Source organism: Phycicoccus sp. Soil748, assembly GCF_001428025.1.
In the GTDB taxonomy this organism is placed as follows: domain Bacteria; phylum Actinomycetota; class Actinomycetes; order Actinomycetales; family Dermatophilaceae; genus Pedococcus.
Window position 1 is genome coordinate 23,440 of sequence record NZ_LMSC01000012.1, and the last position, 15,269, is coordinate 38,708.

Annotated in this window: 15 protein-coding genes; 9 read left to right on the forward strand and 6 right to left on the reverse strand. The window is 71.4% G+C overall.

The window, feature by feature from the left end; translation table 11 throughout:
• The first annotated feature begins 85 nt into the window (after window positions 1-85).
• The 3 genes from ASG70_RS16335 (at window position 86) to ASG70_RS16345 (ending at window position 4,040) form a co-directional block, all read left to right on the forward strand.
• Entirely contained in the window at window positions 86-1,507 is a 1,422-nt protein-coding gene (locus ASG70_RS16335; protein ID WP_156400065.1) for a hypothetical protein, read from the forward strand.
• An 11-nt stretch (window positions 1,508-1,518) separates the two neighbouring features.
• Window positions 1,519-2,565 carry an NAD(P)-dependent oxidoreductase gene (locus ASG70_RS16340; RefSeq protein WP_056884921.1) on the forward strand — a complete coding sequence of 349 codons (1,047 nt, stop codon included), beginning with the start codon at window positions 1,519-1,521 and terminating at the stop codon, window positions 2,563-2,565.
• A 200-nt stretch (window positions 2,566-2,765) separates the two neighbouring features.
• Window positions 2,766-4,040, forward strand: coding sequence for a hypothetical protein (locus ASG70_RS16345; protein WP_056884922.1), 1,275 nt, complete (start codon window positions 2,766-2,768; stop codon window positions 4,038-4,040).
• Between the two features lie 116 nt (window positions 4,041-4,156).
• Here ASG70_RS16345 and ASG70_RS16350 read toward each other — a convergent pair whose 3' ends face one another.
• From ASG70_RS16350 to rocD, 3 genes are all read right to left on the reverse strand, one after another.
• Window positions 4,157-4,960, reverse strand: coding sequence for a DUF2182 domain-containing protein (locus ASG70_RS16350; RefSeq protein ID WP_056884923.1), 804 nt, complete (start codon window positions 4,958-4,960; stop codon window positions 4,157-4,159).
• Window positions 4,961-4,965: 5 nt separating this feature from the next.
• Window positions 4,966-5,568 (reverse strand): DUF1326 domain-containing protein, encoded by a 603-nt coding sequence (locus tag ASG70_RS16355; protein WP_056885310.1) that lies wholly within the window; start codon window positions 5,566-5,568, stop codon window positions 4,966-4,968.
• Window positions 5,569-5,636: 68 nt separating this feature from the next.
• Window positions 5,637-6,902, reverse strand: a complete 1,266-nt coding sequence (gene rocD / locus ASG70_RS16360) for an ornithine--oxo-acid transaminase (RefSeq protein ID WP_369818941.1) — start codon at window positions 6,900-6,902, stop codon at window positions 5,637-5,639.
• Between the two features lie 99 nt (window positions 6,903-7,001).
• Between rocD and ASG70_RS16365 the strand changes: the two genes are divergently transcribed.
• The 5 genes from ASG70_RS16365 (at window position 7,002) to ASG70_RS16385 (ending at window position 10,636) form a co-directional block, all read left to right on the forward strand.
• Window positions 7,002-8,387: a cyclic 2,3-diphosphoglycerate synthase gene (locus ASG70_RS16365; RefSeq protein ID WP_056884924.1), complete on the forward strand. Its 1,386-nt coding sequence runs from the start codon at window positions 7,002-7,004 to the stop codon at window positions 8,385-8,387.
• Between the two features lie 5 nt (window positions 8,388-8,392).
• A complete protein-coding gene (gene ppk2, locus ASG70_RS16370; RefSeq protein ID WP_056884925.1) occupies window positions 8,393-9,205 on the forward strand; it encodes a polyphosphate kinase 2 in 813 nt (270 codons plus the stop codon).
• Window positions 9,206-9,336: 131 nt separating this feature from the next.
• Entirely contained in the window at window positions 9,337-9,705 is a 369-nt protein-coding gene (locus ASG70_RS16375) for an MmcQ/YjbR family DNA-binding protein (protein ID WP_200949316.1), read from the forward strand.
• A gap of 149 nt (window positions 9,706-9,854) precedes the next feature.
• Window positions 9,855-10,280, forward strand: coding sequence for a VOC family protein (locus tag ASG70_RS16380; protein WP_056884926.1), 426 nt, complete (start codon window positions 9,855-9,857; stop codon window positions 10,278-10,280).
• Between the two features lie 2 nt (window positions 10,281-10,282).
• Window positions 10,283-10,636 (forward strand): VOC family protein, encoded by a 354-nt coding sequence (locus tag ASG70_RS16385; protein ID WP_056884927.1) that lies wholly within the window; start codon window positions 10,283-10,285, stop codon window positions 10,634-10,636.
• 46 nt (window positions 10,637-10,682) lie between these two features.
• On the opposite strand, the gene ASG70_RS16390 is transcribed toward ASG70_RS16385, so the two are convergent.
• Window positions 10,683-11,531, reverse strand: a complete 849-nt coding sequence (locus tag ASG70_RS16390) for an ABC transporter permease subunit (protein WP_082590940.1) — start codon at window positions 11,529-11,531, stop codon at window positions 10,683-10,685.
• Entirely contained in the window at window positions 11,528-12,430 is a 903-nt protein-coding gene (locus tag ASG70_RS16395) for an ATP-binding cassette domain-containing protein (RefSeq protein ID WP_200949317.1), read from the reverse strand. Before ASG70_RS16395 ends, ASG70_RS16390 begins: the two co-directional genes overlap by 4 nt.
• Before the next feature lie 195 nt (window positions 12,431-12,625).
• On the opposite strand from ASG70_RS16395, the gene ASG70_RS16400 reads away from it, so the two are divergent.
• Window positions 12,626-13,555, forward strand: a complete 930-nt coding sequence (locus tag ASG70_RS16400) for a hypothetical protein (protein ID WP_056884929.1) — start codon at window positions 12,626-12,628, stop codon at window positions 13,553-13,555.
• A gap of 56 nt (window positions 13,556-13,611) precedes the next feature.
• Here ASG70_RS16400 and ASG70_RS16405 read toward each other — a convergent pair whose 3' ends face one another.
• Entirely contained in the window at window positions 13,612-15,153 is a 1,542-nt protein-coding gene (locus tag ASG70_RS16405; protein WP_082590941.1) for a phosphatidylserine/phosphatidylglycerophosphate/cardiolipin synthase family protein, read from the reverse strand.
• Window positions 15,154-15,269: the final 116 nt, after the last annotated feature.

The window sequence follows — 15,269 nt, forward strand, 5'->3', positions numbered from 1 at the left end:
GCTGTTGCGGTGCCAAAGATTACGAGAGTCTGACCAGTCGTCTGTGGACTCCTCGCCGAGGCAAGGGGTCTGCGAGTGTCGGGACGTGACCTCCTCACGGCTCTCCGGACCCAGTGCCACCACTGCGACCCGCCCGCCTTCCGGACCAGCTCCTGACGCCCCTGCGGACGGGCGCGCCGGCGCCGTCCTGGCCGCTGGAGCCGGCGTCGCGACCGCGCTGTTCGCGGTGGCCGTCGTGGTGGCGAGGCTGCCCGGGGTCGACGTGCACGCCGGTCTGGCCGCCCCGATGCTGGCGACGTGGGGCCCACGCGTCGGGCTGGGTTCGGTGCCGGTGCTGGTGCTGGTGTGGTGGTCCGCCACTGCCAGGCCCTGGGGGTGGGTGCTGCGGCTGAGCTGGAGCCGACTCATGGTCGTGGCGTGGGCGTCATCTGCGGCCTGGATGGTGTCGCTGGCCCTCGTCGACGGAGTCGACGGCATCGGCGCGGTGCTCGACCGTCCCAGCGAGTACCTCTCATCGGCGCGCGCGGTCGATGACGTCGGTGACCTGCTGCGCTCCTTCGTCAGCCGGATCCCGTTGACCGCGAGCGACAGCTGGCCGGTGCACGTGGCCGGCCACCCGCCGGGCGCGTTGCTGTTCTTCGTGGCGCTGTCTCGGATCGGCATGGGCTCAGGGCCGGCGGCCGGCCTCGTCGTTGTCGCGGTCGCGGCGACCGTGCCGGTCGCGGTAGCCGTGACCTGTCGGGGCCTCGGTGAGCAGGCTCGTCTCCGCCCAGTGCTGCCGTTCCTGGTGATGGGTCCGTTCGCGGTGTGGCAGGCGGTCTCGGCCGACGCGGTGTTTGCCGCGGCAGCCGCGTGGACCGTCGCCCTGGCGGCGATGGCCGGTGCTGCCCGCCGTCGGCCCGTCGCGAAGGCCTGGGCCGGCGCTGCGGGCGTCGGGCTCGGCGCGTGCGCCATGCTGTCGTACGGCCTTCCCCTCATGGCCGTGGTGGTCCTCGCCGTCCTGGCCGGCGCGCGAGGCTGGACGCGCGAGGTGGCTCGCCTGCTCGGGGTGGTGGCGGTGGGGGTGGCCTCCGTGATGGGTGGTTTCGCCCTGGCTGGGTTCGCGTACTGGGATGCGTACCCCGTTCTGCACCAACGGTACTGGGACGGTCTGGCCACGGCGCGACCGGCCGCATACTGGCTCTGGGCCGACGTGGCCCTGCTGGCGGTGTGCGCGGGACCGGTACTGTTCGGGGCCCTCGCCCTCTCCGGCCACCGTCTCCTGGACGCCTTTCGTCACCCGCAGCGAGATCCGCTCATGACGCTGGTCGCCGGCGCCGTCGTCGCGGTGGTGCTCGCGGACCTGTCGTTGATGAGCAAGGCCGAGGTGGAACGGATCTGGCTCCCGTTCGTGCCGTGGCTGCTGCTCAGCACGGTGACGCTACCCGCCCGTTGGCGTCGGTCGGCCCTGGTCGGACAGGTCGGCCTGGGGCTGCTGGTCCAGTCGCTCCTGGTGACGCCGTGGTGACCCCATCCACGATGAAGGTGCTGTTGACCGGCGCTGCCGGGTTCATCGGCACGGCCACGGCTACGGCCCTGCGTGGAGTCGGTCACGAGGTAGTACCTGTGGACGCACTGGTTCCACAGGCCCATGCCCGTCCCGTGACCGAGCCTGAAGGCGTCCACGTCCTCGACGTGCGTCAGGCTCGCGACTGGTCGGGCCTTCTGAGCGGTGTCGACGTGGTGTGTCACCTTGCCGCCATGGTCGGTGCAGGGGTGACGGTATGCGACCTGCCGCTGTACGCCGCGCACAACGACCTCGGCACCGCCGCGCTGTTGGCGGCCATGTCCGAGTCGGGCGTGTCCCGGTTCGTGCAGGCGTCGTCGATGGTGGTGTACGGCGAGGGGCGTTACCGCTGTCCGGCACACGGCGACCAGTCACCGGCCCCAAGACGCGTGGAGCACCTCGACGCCGGCCTGTTCGACAACGGCTGTCCCTTGTGCGGGCGCCTTCTGGGATGGGAGGCGGTGACCGAGGACGCCGTGCTCGACCCGCGCAGCAGCTACGCCTCGAGCAAGGTCGCGCAGGAGCACTATGCCGCAGCCTGGGCAAGGCAGGCCGGCGCCTCGGCGATCTCCCTGCGCTACCACAACGTGTACGGGCCCGGCATGCCCAGGGACACCCCGTACTCGGGGGTCGCGGCCATCTTCCGTTCGGCCATGGAGGCAGGTCGCGCCCCGCTCGTCTTCGAGGACGGTCTGCAGATGCGCGACTTCGTCCACGTCGAGGACGTGGCCCGGGCCAACGTTGCCGCGGTCGAGGCCGTGCTGGGCCGTCACCGGGGGAGCCACACGGCCTACAACGTGTGCTCCGGGCAACCAGTGACCATCCTCGACGTGGCACGCATGGTCACGGCCGCTGCACCCGGCTCCCCGCTGCCGGTCGTCTCCGGCGACTACCGGCTCGGCGACGTCCGGCACGTCGTCGCCTCGCCGGCGCGCGCCAGTGCCGAGCTCGGCTTCACCGCGCGGATCAGCCCCGAGATCGGGCTGGCCCGGTTCGCCCGCGACCCGTTGCGCGCGTAGCGAGCTCGGCTGGCAGCCGTCGGTGCGAGACCCGAGTCGGGACCTTCGGCTGTGACGATGTCGCAGGCCGCGACATACGGTGAAGGTGTCGGGGAATGAACGAGCCCCGGAGACACCGGGGTGGGCACTCGGCCAGTTGTGGCGGGGACACGGTGGCCTCGGCAGGGGGGATCCCTCATCCCCGTGGAAGGAACACTCCCATGCGCAAGGTCCTGACATTCCTGTCGGCCTTCCTGCTCGGACTGAGTGGCCTATCCATGGCACCCGTCGTGGCGATGGCTGACCCGAGCCCGATCGCGGGGCCGACGATCGGATACGCCGTAGGTGACGCCGTTCTCGGCACCGGCGGGTCGGCTCAGCACCTGACCTTCTCGATGATCGACAGGAGCAGCGGAGACCGGGGCACGGTCTCGTATGCCAACGCTTCCGCTGCAGTCGCCTATGACGCCAGCGTGATGGCCGTCCGGGCCACCAACACCGGAGCCCGCTTCGCCTACACGATCCCGTCCACGGCGCCCGCTTCGGTCGCCGGCCTGATCATCGTCTGGCAGGTCAAGGACAGCTCGCCTGACACCGCGGCCTTCTCGGTCGCCGCCACCCCGAGCCAGGCCCTGACCATGGTGGCCAGTGGCTTCACGCCGTCCAACGGCTACACCGTGAGCAACGGTGGGCTGGACACCAGGAGCACCGGCAGCACCGGGCTGCGGGGCTATGCCTTCGGCAACGGCGCCTTCGGCACCAGCCCCCGCCAGCACGTGGCGTTCGCGGTGTTGGACTACGGCCCGACGATGGACACCGGGGTCGCCTTCTACGCGAACCTCGACAGCTCGCTCCTCTATGAGGCTGCGACCCCTGTCGTTCGGGTCTCGTACGCCCAGGCACGGTTCGCCTACACCATCCCAGCCGGGTTCCCCGGGCTGAGTGGGCTGCCCCTGGCGTGGAAGGTCGCGAACGGCGCTCCTGACTCCGCAGGCTTCTCGGTCGCGACGTCGGCCACCGCCGCCGCCGCCATGGTGAACGCGGGCTTCACGCCCACGTACGCCTACCGCCTCACCGCGGGGGACATCACCGTCGTGCAGCTCTACCTGCTGCTCGGCCACGCCACTGGTGGCGTGTGGTTCGGTCCTGCCGGTGCCAGCCAGCAGATGACCTTCCAGGTCTCCGACTACGCATGGACCGCTGACCACGGTTACGTGTCGTACCGGAACCTCAGTGCCGCTGTCGCCTACCGGGCCTCGGTTCACCGTGTCAGGGTCACACCACATGTGGCCTGGTTCGACTACGTGATCCCGTCCGGCTCGCTCAAGGGCACCGTCGTGGTCTGGAAGGTCGTCGACGTCCTCGGCGGCCCCGACCAGGTCGGATTCTCGGTCGCGTCGTCGCTCACGACGGCTGACTCGATGGTCCTGCACGGCTTCACGCCGACGAACCAGTACACCGTGACGCACGGCAACCTGACCGTCCACATGCCATAGGACCCGAAGCTGCTTCGCTCACCACGCTGCCCGTCCCGGCTCGACCGGGGCGGGCAGCACCCTGTGTGCGTATGGCGCTCACGACCGGCGTGAGCGCCAGGCTCGGCGGGAGGCGCTCACATCGTCATGCCCGACGGTGTCGTCAGGCCGGGCAGCGCCTCGGGTGCCAACAGCAGGAGGAGACCGATCAACAGGAGCAGACCGGCGGTCGCCCAGGTCACCACAGCACGCCAGGGCAACAGCTTCTCGACGGCGACCAGCCCCGCCACGAGCGCCATCCACGTCACGCTCATCACCCCGAGGGCGAACAGCGACGCCATCAACGCCCAGCAGCAGCCGACGCACCAGGCGCCGTTGCGCACACCCATGCGAACCGCGCCCAACGACCCGTCCCGCCACGACCCCAGGAGGGCGCCGAGCGGAGTGCGGCAGTGGCCCAGGCACACGTCCTTGAGCGGTGTGACCTCGTAGACGGCTGCGGCAGCGAGCGTCACGCCGGCGATCGTGCGCCCGGCCCGGTCCCAGCTCAGGGCGTCGCCCAGGACGAGGCGGGCCATGGCCCCGATGCCGTAGGCCAGCAGCCCGGCGGCCGCCCATGCCAGCAGGTAGCCCCCGGCGAAGAGCCACGGCGAGACCGGCGACGCCGTCTTGGTCAGCCGCGCGTACAGCGCGATGGTGGGGGCCACCGAGGGCAGCATCATCGCGGCCATCATCACGACCCAGGTGCCGAGGAACCAGCCGAGGCTGCCCAGGCCGGACCAGGGACCGGCGTCCATGCCCTGCATGGCGTGGACGCTCCAGACCCAGCCGAGGGCCGCGACCAGGAACAGCGCCGCCACGAGCCCCAGCCGCACGCGGACGGCGGCGTAGGCGGGGGTGAGGGCCGACCTGCCGCCCTCCGGGGCAGCCACCGCACGCATCAGCGTCAGGCGGCCCAGGTGAACGACGAGGTCGACAGGCCGGTCCTGCCCTCGTAGGAGATGCCGAACGCGTTGATGCGCGTGTGCCTGGCCTCGGCCATGGTCAGGTCCGGCGCGACGGGGTGGAACATGCCCTGGAACCGGACCGGGACCCCGGTCTCCACGCCGAACGGGACGATGTCCTCGATCTCGAAGTCGATGGTGTCCCCGACCCGCACGCGGTGGAGCAGCCCGTCGTCGGTCACCTCGATGGCGGCGCGCTCCACGCCCACCACCTCGCCCACGAGCGGCGCGAGTGCCCCCATCGGACCGCCGAGAGACCCGCCGAACACGCCGACCAGCTTGTCGAACTGCTCGTCGCTGGCCCCGTCGTCGATGTAGACGCCCAAGCGCCAGTTGCCCTCGGTCATCACCTTCGGGGTGTCGGCGATCAGCGCGACCCTGCGACCCGAGACGTCCGTCCCCTCGACCTGCCCCTCGCGGAGGTTGAACACCAGTGTGACCCGGCAGAAGTCGTAGGTGGCGCCGTGGTCGAAGGAGAGGTTGCACGGGCACATCAGCTCGCACGAACAGGTCTCGACGTAGCTACCGGTCAGATTCCACGCCATGGCGCACCCCATTCCTCCGACCATCCAGTCTCGTCAGGGTCGACCGAGCCGTCAATGGATCGGGAGCATCAGTGCCGCAGAACGGTCGACAGCGCCTCGAGGACGATGTCCACCTCGGCCTCGCCGACCACGAGCGGCGGCGCCAGGCGGATCGTGGAGCCGTGGGTGTCCTTGACCAGGACGCCCTGCTCGAGGAGCCGGTAGGACGCCTCGCGCCCACTCATCATCCGTGGGTCGATGTCGACGCCGGCCCACAGCCCGCGGCACCGGACCGCGGCCACACCATGGCCGAGCAGCGCCTCCAGGCCGGCGTGCAGCGCCACGCCGAGCGTACGCGCCCGCTCCTGGTACTCGCCGGTGGCGAGGAGACCCACCACGGCCTGGCCGACGGCCGCGGCGAGGGGGTTGCCGCCGAACGTGGACCCGTGGCTGCCCGGGGTGAACACGCCGAGCACGTCGCGGTCGGCGACGACGGCCGACACGGGGAGGATCCCGCCGCCGAGGGCCTTGCCCAGCACGTAGACGTCCGGGACGACACCCTCGAGGTCGCAGGCGAAGGTGGCTCCTGCGCGGCCGAGCCCCGACTGGATCTCGTCGGCGACCATGAGCACGTTGCGGCGCCGCGTCAGCTCGCGCACGTCACGCAGCCAGCCGTCCGGCGGGATGATGACGCCGGCCTCGCCCTGGATCGGCTCCAGCAGCACCGCCACGGTCTCGTCGGTCACCGCCGCCTCGAGCGCCGCGATGTCGCCGAACGGCACCAGGTCGAAGCCCGGGGTGTAGGGACCGTAGTGCTCCCGGGCCAGGGGGTCGTCGGAGAAGCCGACGATCGTGGTCGTGCGGCCGTGGAAGTTGCCACGCATGACGATGATCCGCGCCCGGCCGTCCGGGACGCCCTTGACCTCGTAGCCCCACCGCCGAGCAGCCTTGATCGCCGTCTCGACGGCCTCGGCCCCGGTGTTCATGGGCAGGACGAGGTCCTTGCCCGCGAGTGTGGCGAGGTCGCGGCAGAACACTCCGAGCCGGTCGCTGTGGAATGCCCGGCTGGTCAGGGTGAGGCGCTCGAGCTGGGCCCTCGCGGCGGCGACGAGCGCCGGGTGCCGGTGGCCGAAGTTCAGGGCCGAGTAGCCGGCGAGGGCATCGAGGTAGCGACGCCCCTCCACGTCGGTGACCCACGCGCCCTCGCCGTGCGCGATGACCACCGGCAGCGGGCCGTAGTTGCTGGCCACCCACTCGTGCTCCATCGAGATGAGCGCGTGCGTGGGGGAGCCGCTGGCGCCAGGTCGTGTCGGCGCGCCACTCCCGGTCCCGGTGCGTGCCGCGGTGTCGCTCACCCTCCGATCGTGCCACCGACGAGGCGACCACGGGACCCCCCTCGGGGGTAGTCCTCGTGCTGGTGCCCACGCGGCCTCCCGGGTGGGAGAGTCGGCGCCATGACGGCCAGCCCGACCCCGCGTACGCGCGTCGTCATCCTCGGCGCGGCCGGACGTGACTTCCACGACTTCAACGTCGTCTTCCGCGACGACCCGGGCCACGAGGTCGTGGCCTTCACCGCGACGCAGATCCCCGACATCGACGGCCGGCGCTACCCGGCCGAGCTCGCGGGTTCCCTGTACCCACAGGGCATCCCGATCGTCGCCGAGTCCGAGCTCGGCGACCTGGTGCGACGGCAGGCTGTCGACGTCGTGGTCTTCGCCTACTCCGACGTCCGGCACGAGCGCGTCATGCACCTCGCCTCCCAGTGCATCGCGGCGGGGGCCGACTTCCGGCTCCACGGCGCCCGACGCACGATGCTGCGCAGCACCAAGCCGGTCGTCGCCGTGACGGCGGTGCGCACCGGGGTGGGCAAGAGCCAGACCACGCGCTACCTGGCGCGGCTGCTGCGCGACCGTGGACTGCGCGTGGTGGCGGTGCGCCACCCCATGCCCTACGGCGACCTCGTCGCGCAGGCCTGCCAGCGCTACGCCTCGTACGACGACCTCGACCGGTACGACTGCACGATCGAGGAGCGCGAGGAGTACGAGCCGCACCTCGACGCCGGTGGCGTCGTCTATGCCGGGGTCGACTACGAACGCATCCTGCGCCAGGCCGAGCAGGAGGCGGACGTCGTGCTCTGGGACGGGGGCAACAACGACCTGCCCTTCTACGCGCCGGACCTGCACCTCGTGCTGGCCGACCCGCTGCGACCCGGTGACGAGGCGGCGTACCACCCGGGCGAGGCGAACGTCCGGATGGCCGACGTCGTGGTCGTCGCGAAGTGCGACTCCGCACGGCCCGAGGACATCGAGGCGGTCGAGTCGTCGGTGCGGGCCCTCAACCCCGACGCGACCGTCCTGCGGGCGGACAGCCCCGTGACCGTGGACGACGAGGCCGCCGTCCGTGGGCGGCGCGTCCTGGTCGTCGAGGACGGGCCCACCCTCACCCACGGGTCCATGACGTACGGCGCGGGTGTCGTCGGCGCCCGCGCTGCCGGGGCGGCCGAGGTCGTCGACCCGTCGCCGTACGCGGTGGGCTCCATCGCAGACACGTACGCGAGGTACCCGAACGCGCGCGCGGTCCTGCCGGCCATGGGGTACGGCGCGGCCCAGGTGCGCGACCTCGAGGCGACCATCAGCGCGGCGGTCGAGGCGGGTGCCTGCGACGCCGTGGTGAGCGGCACGCCGATCGACCTGACGCGGGTGCTGTCGGTGCCGGTGCCGCTGGTGCGCGCCCGCTACGAGCTGCGGGAGCAGGTTGCGGGAGGGCTGGCGGCGCTCCTGCAGGAGGCCATCGGGGACACCGTGCCTGGCGTCCCGGTCCCCGGTGCGGAGAGGTCCTGAGCGGGATGGCGAAGGACGAGGCTTCGACGCGGTCGTTGCCCGTCAAGGTCTACGAGGCCGAGCTGTTCCGCCTCCAGGCCGAGCTGGTCAAGGTGCAGGAGTGGGTCAAGGCAGAGAAGCAGCGGGTCGTGGTGGTCTTCGAGGGGCGCGACGCGGCGGGCAAGGGCGGCACGATCCAGCGGATCACCGAGTACCTCAGCCCCCGCAACGTGCGGATCGTGGCGCTGCCGACGCCGACGGAGCGCGAGCGGACGCAGTGGTACTTCCAGCGCTACGTCGAGCACCTGCCAGCCGCCGGCGAGATCGTCCTGTTCGACCGGTCCTGGTACAACCGCGCCGGGGTGGAGCGGGTCATGGGGTTCTGCACGCCGTACGAGTACCGGCGGTTCCTGCACCAGTGCCCGATCTTCGAACGGCTGATCGTCGAGGATGGGATCCTCCTGCGCAAGTACTGGTTTTCCGTCAGCGACTCCGAGCAGCAGCGGCGGTTCACCTCGCGCCTGCGGGACCCGATGCGCCAGTGGAAGCTCTCGACCATGGACCTGGAGTCCATCACCCGGTGGGAGGACTACTCGCGCGCCAAGGACGAGATGATGGTGCACACGGACATCCCCGAGGCCCCGTGGTACGTCGTGGAGTCCGACTCCAAGAAGCGCGCGCGGCTCAACATGATGGCGCACCTGCTGTCCACGATCCCGTACGTCGAGGTGCCGTCCCCGGTGCTGAGGATGCCTGAGCGCCCCGAGCCCAAGGGGTACGAGCGGCCTCCGCGGGAGCAGACGACGTACGTGCCCGACCACAGCGCCACCCTGGGCTGACCCGCCGTCCGGGCGGGTACCCGGTCAGAAGAGGGCGGGCGCGTCGCGCGCCGCCGTGTAGGCCGCCCCGAGGACCGGGCCACGATGGAGAGGCTCTTCCTCACGCTGGCCTGAGCGTGGAGGATGCGTCCATGGACGAGAGGGGCGGCAGCGGCCGGCTGACCGGCTCGGACGTCCTAGCCCACTGCCTCGCCAAGCCCGGCGCCTGGCGCGACGAGCCCTGGGAGGGTGACGTCGTCGTCAAGGTGGCCGACAAGATCTTCGCCTTCGCCTCGGAGTCATCCCGTTCCGTGGGGCTCAAGTGCGCGCCCACCAGGATCGAGGCAGACGAGTGGCTTCGGCAATTCCCCGACGACGCCCGCACGATGCCCTACATCGGCCGTTCGGGCTGGAACACCCTCGACCTCGGCGGCGCCATACCCGACCGCGACCTGTTGGCTGCGGTTGACGAGTCCTACCGGCTGGTCGTCAGCAAGCTGCCGAGGTCGCGACGGCCTTGACCGGGGCCGTGAGTGCGACGTCAGTGGGTGGGTACGACTGAACCGACGGTGGGCGCGAGCCCTGCGGAGCTCTCCCGTTGCGAGGTGTCTGGTGGGGAGCTCACGGTGGGGCGTAGCGTCGGCCACCCGGTCATAGGGAGGGTATCATCATGGCGAACCTCGTCGTCCACTTCGAGATCCACGCGTCCGAACCGCAGGTGCTCATCGACTTCTACTCCCGCCTGCTCGGGTGGACGTTCACGCAGTTCGGTGACATGCCCTACTGGGCGATCGACACCGGCGAGGGAGCAGCCACGGTGGACGCGCCCGGCCAGGGGATCAACGGCGGCCTCACCCAGCGGAGAGGGCCGCGGCCGGAGCCGGGGGCGCCCGTCAACGGCTGCAACGTCGTGGTGGGCGTCGACGGAGACGTCGACGAGGTGTTCCGCACGGGACTCGAGCTGGGCGCCGCCGAGGCCCTCCCACTGTCCGACATGCAGGGCATCGGCCGTGTGGGCTACCTGCTCGACCCCGACGGGAACGTCCTCGGGCTGATCTCACCCGTGCTCTCCGACGGCACGAACGCGATGGGGTAGGCATGGAACGCGTACTGGGTGTGGGTGGGTACTTCGTGCGGTCCGCCGACCCCGAGAGACTGGGCGCCTGGTACCGGGACTGCCTGGGGCTCGATGCCGACGAAAACGGGCTCTGGCAGCCGCAAACCGGGCCCATGGTCTTCGCACCCTTCGAGACCGGCACCGACTACTTCGGTTCGGCGGACCAGAAGGTGATGCTCAACTTCCGGGTCCGCGACCTCGACGCCATGCTCGCGCAGCTGCGGTCGAAGGGGGCCGACGTGGTCGAGCAGACGCAGGAGATGGAAGGCGTCGGACGCTTCGGCTGGGTCACTGACCCTGATGGCAACCGCATCGAGCTCTGGCAGCCCACATGACGAGCCGGCCGGTCGGGTGTCCCGACCGGCCGGCCACGTCATCTCCTCACTTGACCTCGGCGCGCCGTACGATCAGGAGGCCGATCGCCAGGGGGAGCAGGAACCAGAGCGACCCGGCGACGCCGAGGTGCTGCCACTGCTGGCTCGAGAGCCGGCCGTCGAACAGCGGCCCCTGCGCGTAGGTGTAGTCGACCCACGGCCGCAGGTCGGCGAACCATTTCTGGTTCGCCGCCAGCAGGCTGAGCAGCGGGGGCAGGACCAGGGTGACGACGAAGTAGGTGACGATGGCGCCGGCAGAGCTGCGGATGAGCAGGCCGAGCATGAAGCCGAACAGCATCCCGAGCACGCTGCCGAGGACGATGAGGGCGAAGTGGGCGGCGGTGACGTCCCACACCGGGTCGACCCCGGCGATGGCGCTGCCGCCGACGGTGCCGAGCACACCGACGACGAGCGCGATGAACATCGACCCGATGCCGACGGACGTGGCCGCGAGGAACTTGGCGCCCAGCACCCGCCCGCGGTGCGGCACGAGGGTGAAGGTCGTCAGCCCGCTGCGCTGGCTCCACTCGCTCGTCACGGCGAGGATCCCGACCATCGGCAGGATCACCGTCATCGGTGCCCCGATGGCGGCCGCGAAGCTGTCGAACGTGAGCTGGTCGTCCGGCGCGAAGACGATGATGGCGGCGGTCGCGAGGAGGCTCGTGATGACGATGCTCGCCATGAGCCAGAAGCCCGACCGGGTGTCGAACATCTTGCGCAGCTCGACGGTGACCAGGCGCTGCAACGGGATTCGCGCCGGAGTCGACCGGCGTGGGGACCCCCCACCTCCGCCGCCCAGTGTCGCCCTGCGGGTGGTGGGCGGTGTGATCGGTGTGGTCTGGACCGTGGTGGTCATGCTGCTGCTCCTTCGCGCTGGGTGTCTGCGGTGAGCTCGAGGAACATCTCCTCGAGCCCTGCCCCGTCTGCGGTACGGAGCTCGGTGAGGACGACGTGGGCGGAGAGGGCTGCCTCCCCGACCTGGTCGGGTGTGGCGTCGGTGTGGACGCTGCCGTCGGCGTGCGCTGAGAACGCGAGTCCGGCGTGGCGCATGGCCTGCTCCAGCGCGGCGGTGTCGCGGGCCCGTGCCACGGTGCCGGCGGCGGCGAGCAGCTCGGCCTTGGTGCCCTGGGCGACGATCCGGCCGTTCCCGATGACGACGAGGTCGTCCGCGACGACCTCGATCTCGTGCAGCAGGTGCGAGGAGAGCAGGACGGTGCCACCGCCGTCGGCGAAGCCGCGCAGCAGGTCGCGCATCCACCGGATGCCGGCAGGGTCCAGGCCGTTCGCGGGCTCGTCGAGGATGAGCACGTGCGGGTCCCCGAGGAGGGCGGTGCCGATGCCGAGGCGCTGGCGCATGCCCAGCGAGTAGTCGCGCACGCGCCGGTCGGCCTCCTCGGAGGTGAGGCTGACGAGGTCGAGCATCTCCTGGACGCGCGTCCGGGGCAGGCCCATGGTGCGCTGGGCGAGCGTGAGGATCTCGCGGCCGGTGCGCCCGGCGTGCTGCGCGGAGGCGTCCAGCAAGACCCCCACCTCCCGGCCGGGGTTCGGCAGCTCGGTGAACCGGCGACCGCCGACGGTGGCCGTCCCCGAGGTGGCGGGCGTGAGGCCGACCATGATCCGCATGGTGGTGGACTTGCCGGCCCCGTTGGGGCCGAGGAAGCCCGTCACGCGGCCACTGGCCGCGGTGAAGGAGACGTCGTCGACGGCGGTCATCCCGCGGCCGTAGGTCTTGGTGAGTGCTTCGACGGTGATCATGGCGAGCATCGTGTCGGTGGCGAGCAGGTCGCCACATCGGGGAGAGGCCGGATCCGCACCCTGAGGCGACCCTGAACGGGTCTCAGGGGGAGCGGCTCTTGTGCGGGTCCACGGCAGGGCGGAGTCTGGTGCGGGGGGCGGGTGAACCACCACACCGAGGCATCGCAGGGCTGCCCTGACAAGAGAGGTACCTCGATGACTGCACTGAGGAAGGCATCCGCCCTGGCCGCGGCTCTCGCCGCGATGGCCGCGCTGGCGTTCACGGGGCCGCCCGCCGGGGCGGCGTCCGCCCGCGCCGACGTCGCCATCACGCTGCCGGGGGCGACGGGGACCGAGGGGGTGGCCAAGGGCGCAGGGTCCACCTTCTACGCCGGGGACCTGCTCACCGGCGACGTCTACAGGGGCGACGCACGCCACGGCACCGCCACGAAGTTCGTGCACGCGCCGGCTGGCCGCTTCGCGACCGGTATGAAGGCGGACCTGCGCCACCACCTGCTGTTCGTGGCCGGGGGCCCGACCGGTCAGGGCTACGTCTACAGCACCCTCACCGGTGCGCCCGTCGCGTCCTACACCTTCGCCGTCGCGCCGACCTTCATCAACGACGTGGCCCTCACCGATGCGGGGGCCTGGTTCACCGACTCCTCACGGGCGGTGCTGTACTTCGTGCCGGTCAGGGGCGGCAGCCCCCGCGCCTTCTCCACGCTCCACCTCAGCGGACCGGCTGCCGACCTCAGCGGCGCCTTCAACAGCAACGGGATCCAGGCCACCGCAGACGGCTCCCGGCTCCTCGTGGCCCACAGCGGGCAGGGCGCGGTCAATGTGGTCAACCCCCGCACGGGGGCCAGCCGCGCCATCGCCGGCCTGAGCGTCCCCAACGTCGACGGCATCCTGCTCGACGGCCGGACCCTGTGGGTGGTCCGCAACAACGACAACCTCGTGGTGAAGGCCCAGCTCTCCGACGGCCTGCGCAGCGGGACGGTGCTGCGGACCATCACGTCGAGCCTGTTCGAGACCCCGACGACGGTGGCACTGGTGGCCGGAAAGGTGCTCGTGGCGAACGCCAAGTTCGACACCGGGTTCCCGCCCACCGCCACGAGCTACGAGGTGGTCGCCATCGACCGGTGACCGTACGGCGCGTCGGGTGAGCATCCGTCGTGGCGACAGCCCCCACGTAGGGTTGCTCAGCCGTCGACGAGCAGCCCCCGCAGCGGCCCCTGCAGCAGGTCGACGCGCCGGGAGAGCGCCTGCAGCCGCTCGATGCGGTGGACCGGTTCCCTCCCGGCCGCGCTCGCCTCGTCCTGCTCGTCGCAGATGGGACGCCAGACGGTGTCGACGACCTCGGCGACCGGGCCGTCGAGGTCCTCCAGCGGTCGTCCCGTGTGTTCCGCCCACAGACGCAGGCGGGTCGAGCGGGCCAGCTCCCGGTCGAGGGTGAGGACGTTGACCTCGGTGTCGTTGAAGAGGGAGTGCTCATTGAGGTTGGCGGAGCCGACGGTCAGCCACCGGTCGTCGACGATGCCGATCTTGGCGTGGACGTAGACGCCCGGGCTATCCCGGGTCGGGCCGACCAGGGTGGTCGCGAGCAGGTGGTCGCGTCCCGCGTCGGCGGCGAGGAGCCGGGCGAGCTGCCCCCGGGTGGTGTCGCGCCCGTTGTTGGGTCGGCGGGGAAGCACCAGCAGCACACGAAAGTCGTTGCCCGGTGGGTGCTCCAGCTTGGCGACCAGGACGTCGGTGACCTCGGGAGACCAGAGGAACTGGTTCTCGAGGTAGATGTGGGATCGGGCCGAGCGCAGGGCCGCGAGGTAGCCGGACAGGATGCTGAACTCCCCTCGCGGCAGGAAGTCGTACATCTTCTCCGGGACCGTGCGCACGAGCTCGACCTCGACCTCACCGGCGGGCGGGGCCGGCTCGGGGTCGTCGAGGGTGACACCCGTGACAGCACCCCAACGAGCGTTGAAGTGGGCCGCGACGTCGGCCACCGCGGGCCCCTGTAGGACCGTCGACGCGTCGTGCCAGCCGAGGGAGCCGGTACGCGGGTGCGCAGGGGAGTCGAGGCGGTTCCCCGCGAGTGCCGTGAGGTCGATGCCGCCCACGAAGGCGATACGGTCGTCGACGACGACCAGCTTCTCGTGGTGGCAGTGCATGGTGAACTCGCGGGTGTCGAGGGCGCACTCCACGGAGGTGCCGCTCATCAGGCCGGCGGCCGCGGCACGGACGTCGCGACGGCTCGGCTTGAACACGGGCACCGGTGGGCCGCCCCACATGAGCACCCGCACCGGCACCCGGTGCGCCACCGTCCCCAGCAGCTCGCGCAGGGTCAGGCTGCCGGGTCCCTCGACGAGCCGGAAGTCCGGGCTGCAGTGCCACCCGGCGATGTGGACGCTGCGCTGCGCGCCGAGGATCGCAGCCTGCACCTCCGCGAGCGCCTCGGCCCCGTCGACCAGGACGCGCAGGCTGTTGCCCGAGCGGACCCGCGACGGCGTCACCCACGTCGGCTCGGGCGCGGTGGGCGCGCCGGTTGCCCCGGTGTCGTCGCCCACCTCGGTCCGCGAGGGCATCCCGGACGCCGCGTCGAGCGCGGCCACGTGGCCGAGGCGCTGCAGCCGGCGTCGGTGCCTTGCCTCGACGAGGTGCTCGAGGCCGGCGCCGAGCCAGCTGTCGGCGGGCCCGGTGAGGGAGCCCAGGACGGCGCGGGACCCGGCAGCCCTGCCGTTCGGCGCCATTCCTGCACGGGATCGTGGTGCTCGCTGGGCCATGGTGGCGATCGTGCCATGTCGGGAGCCGACGAGACGGCGAGTCGGCGGCGGTCCCGGCCATGCCCGGCGTCCGTCCCGGCCCC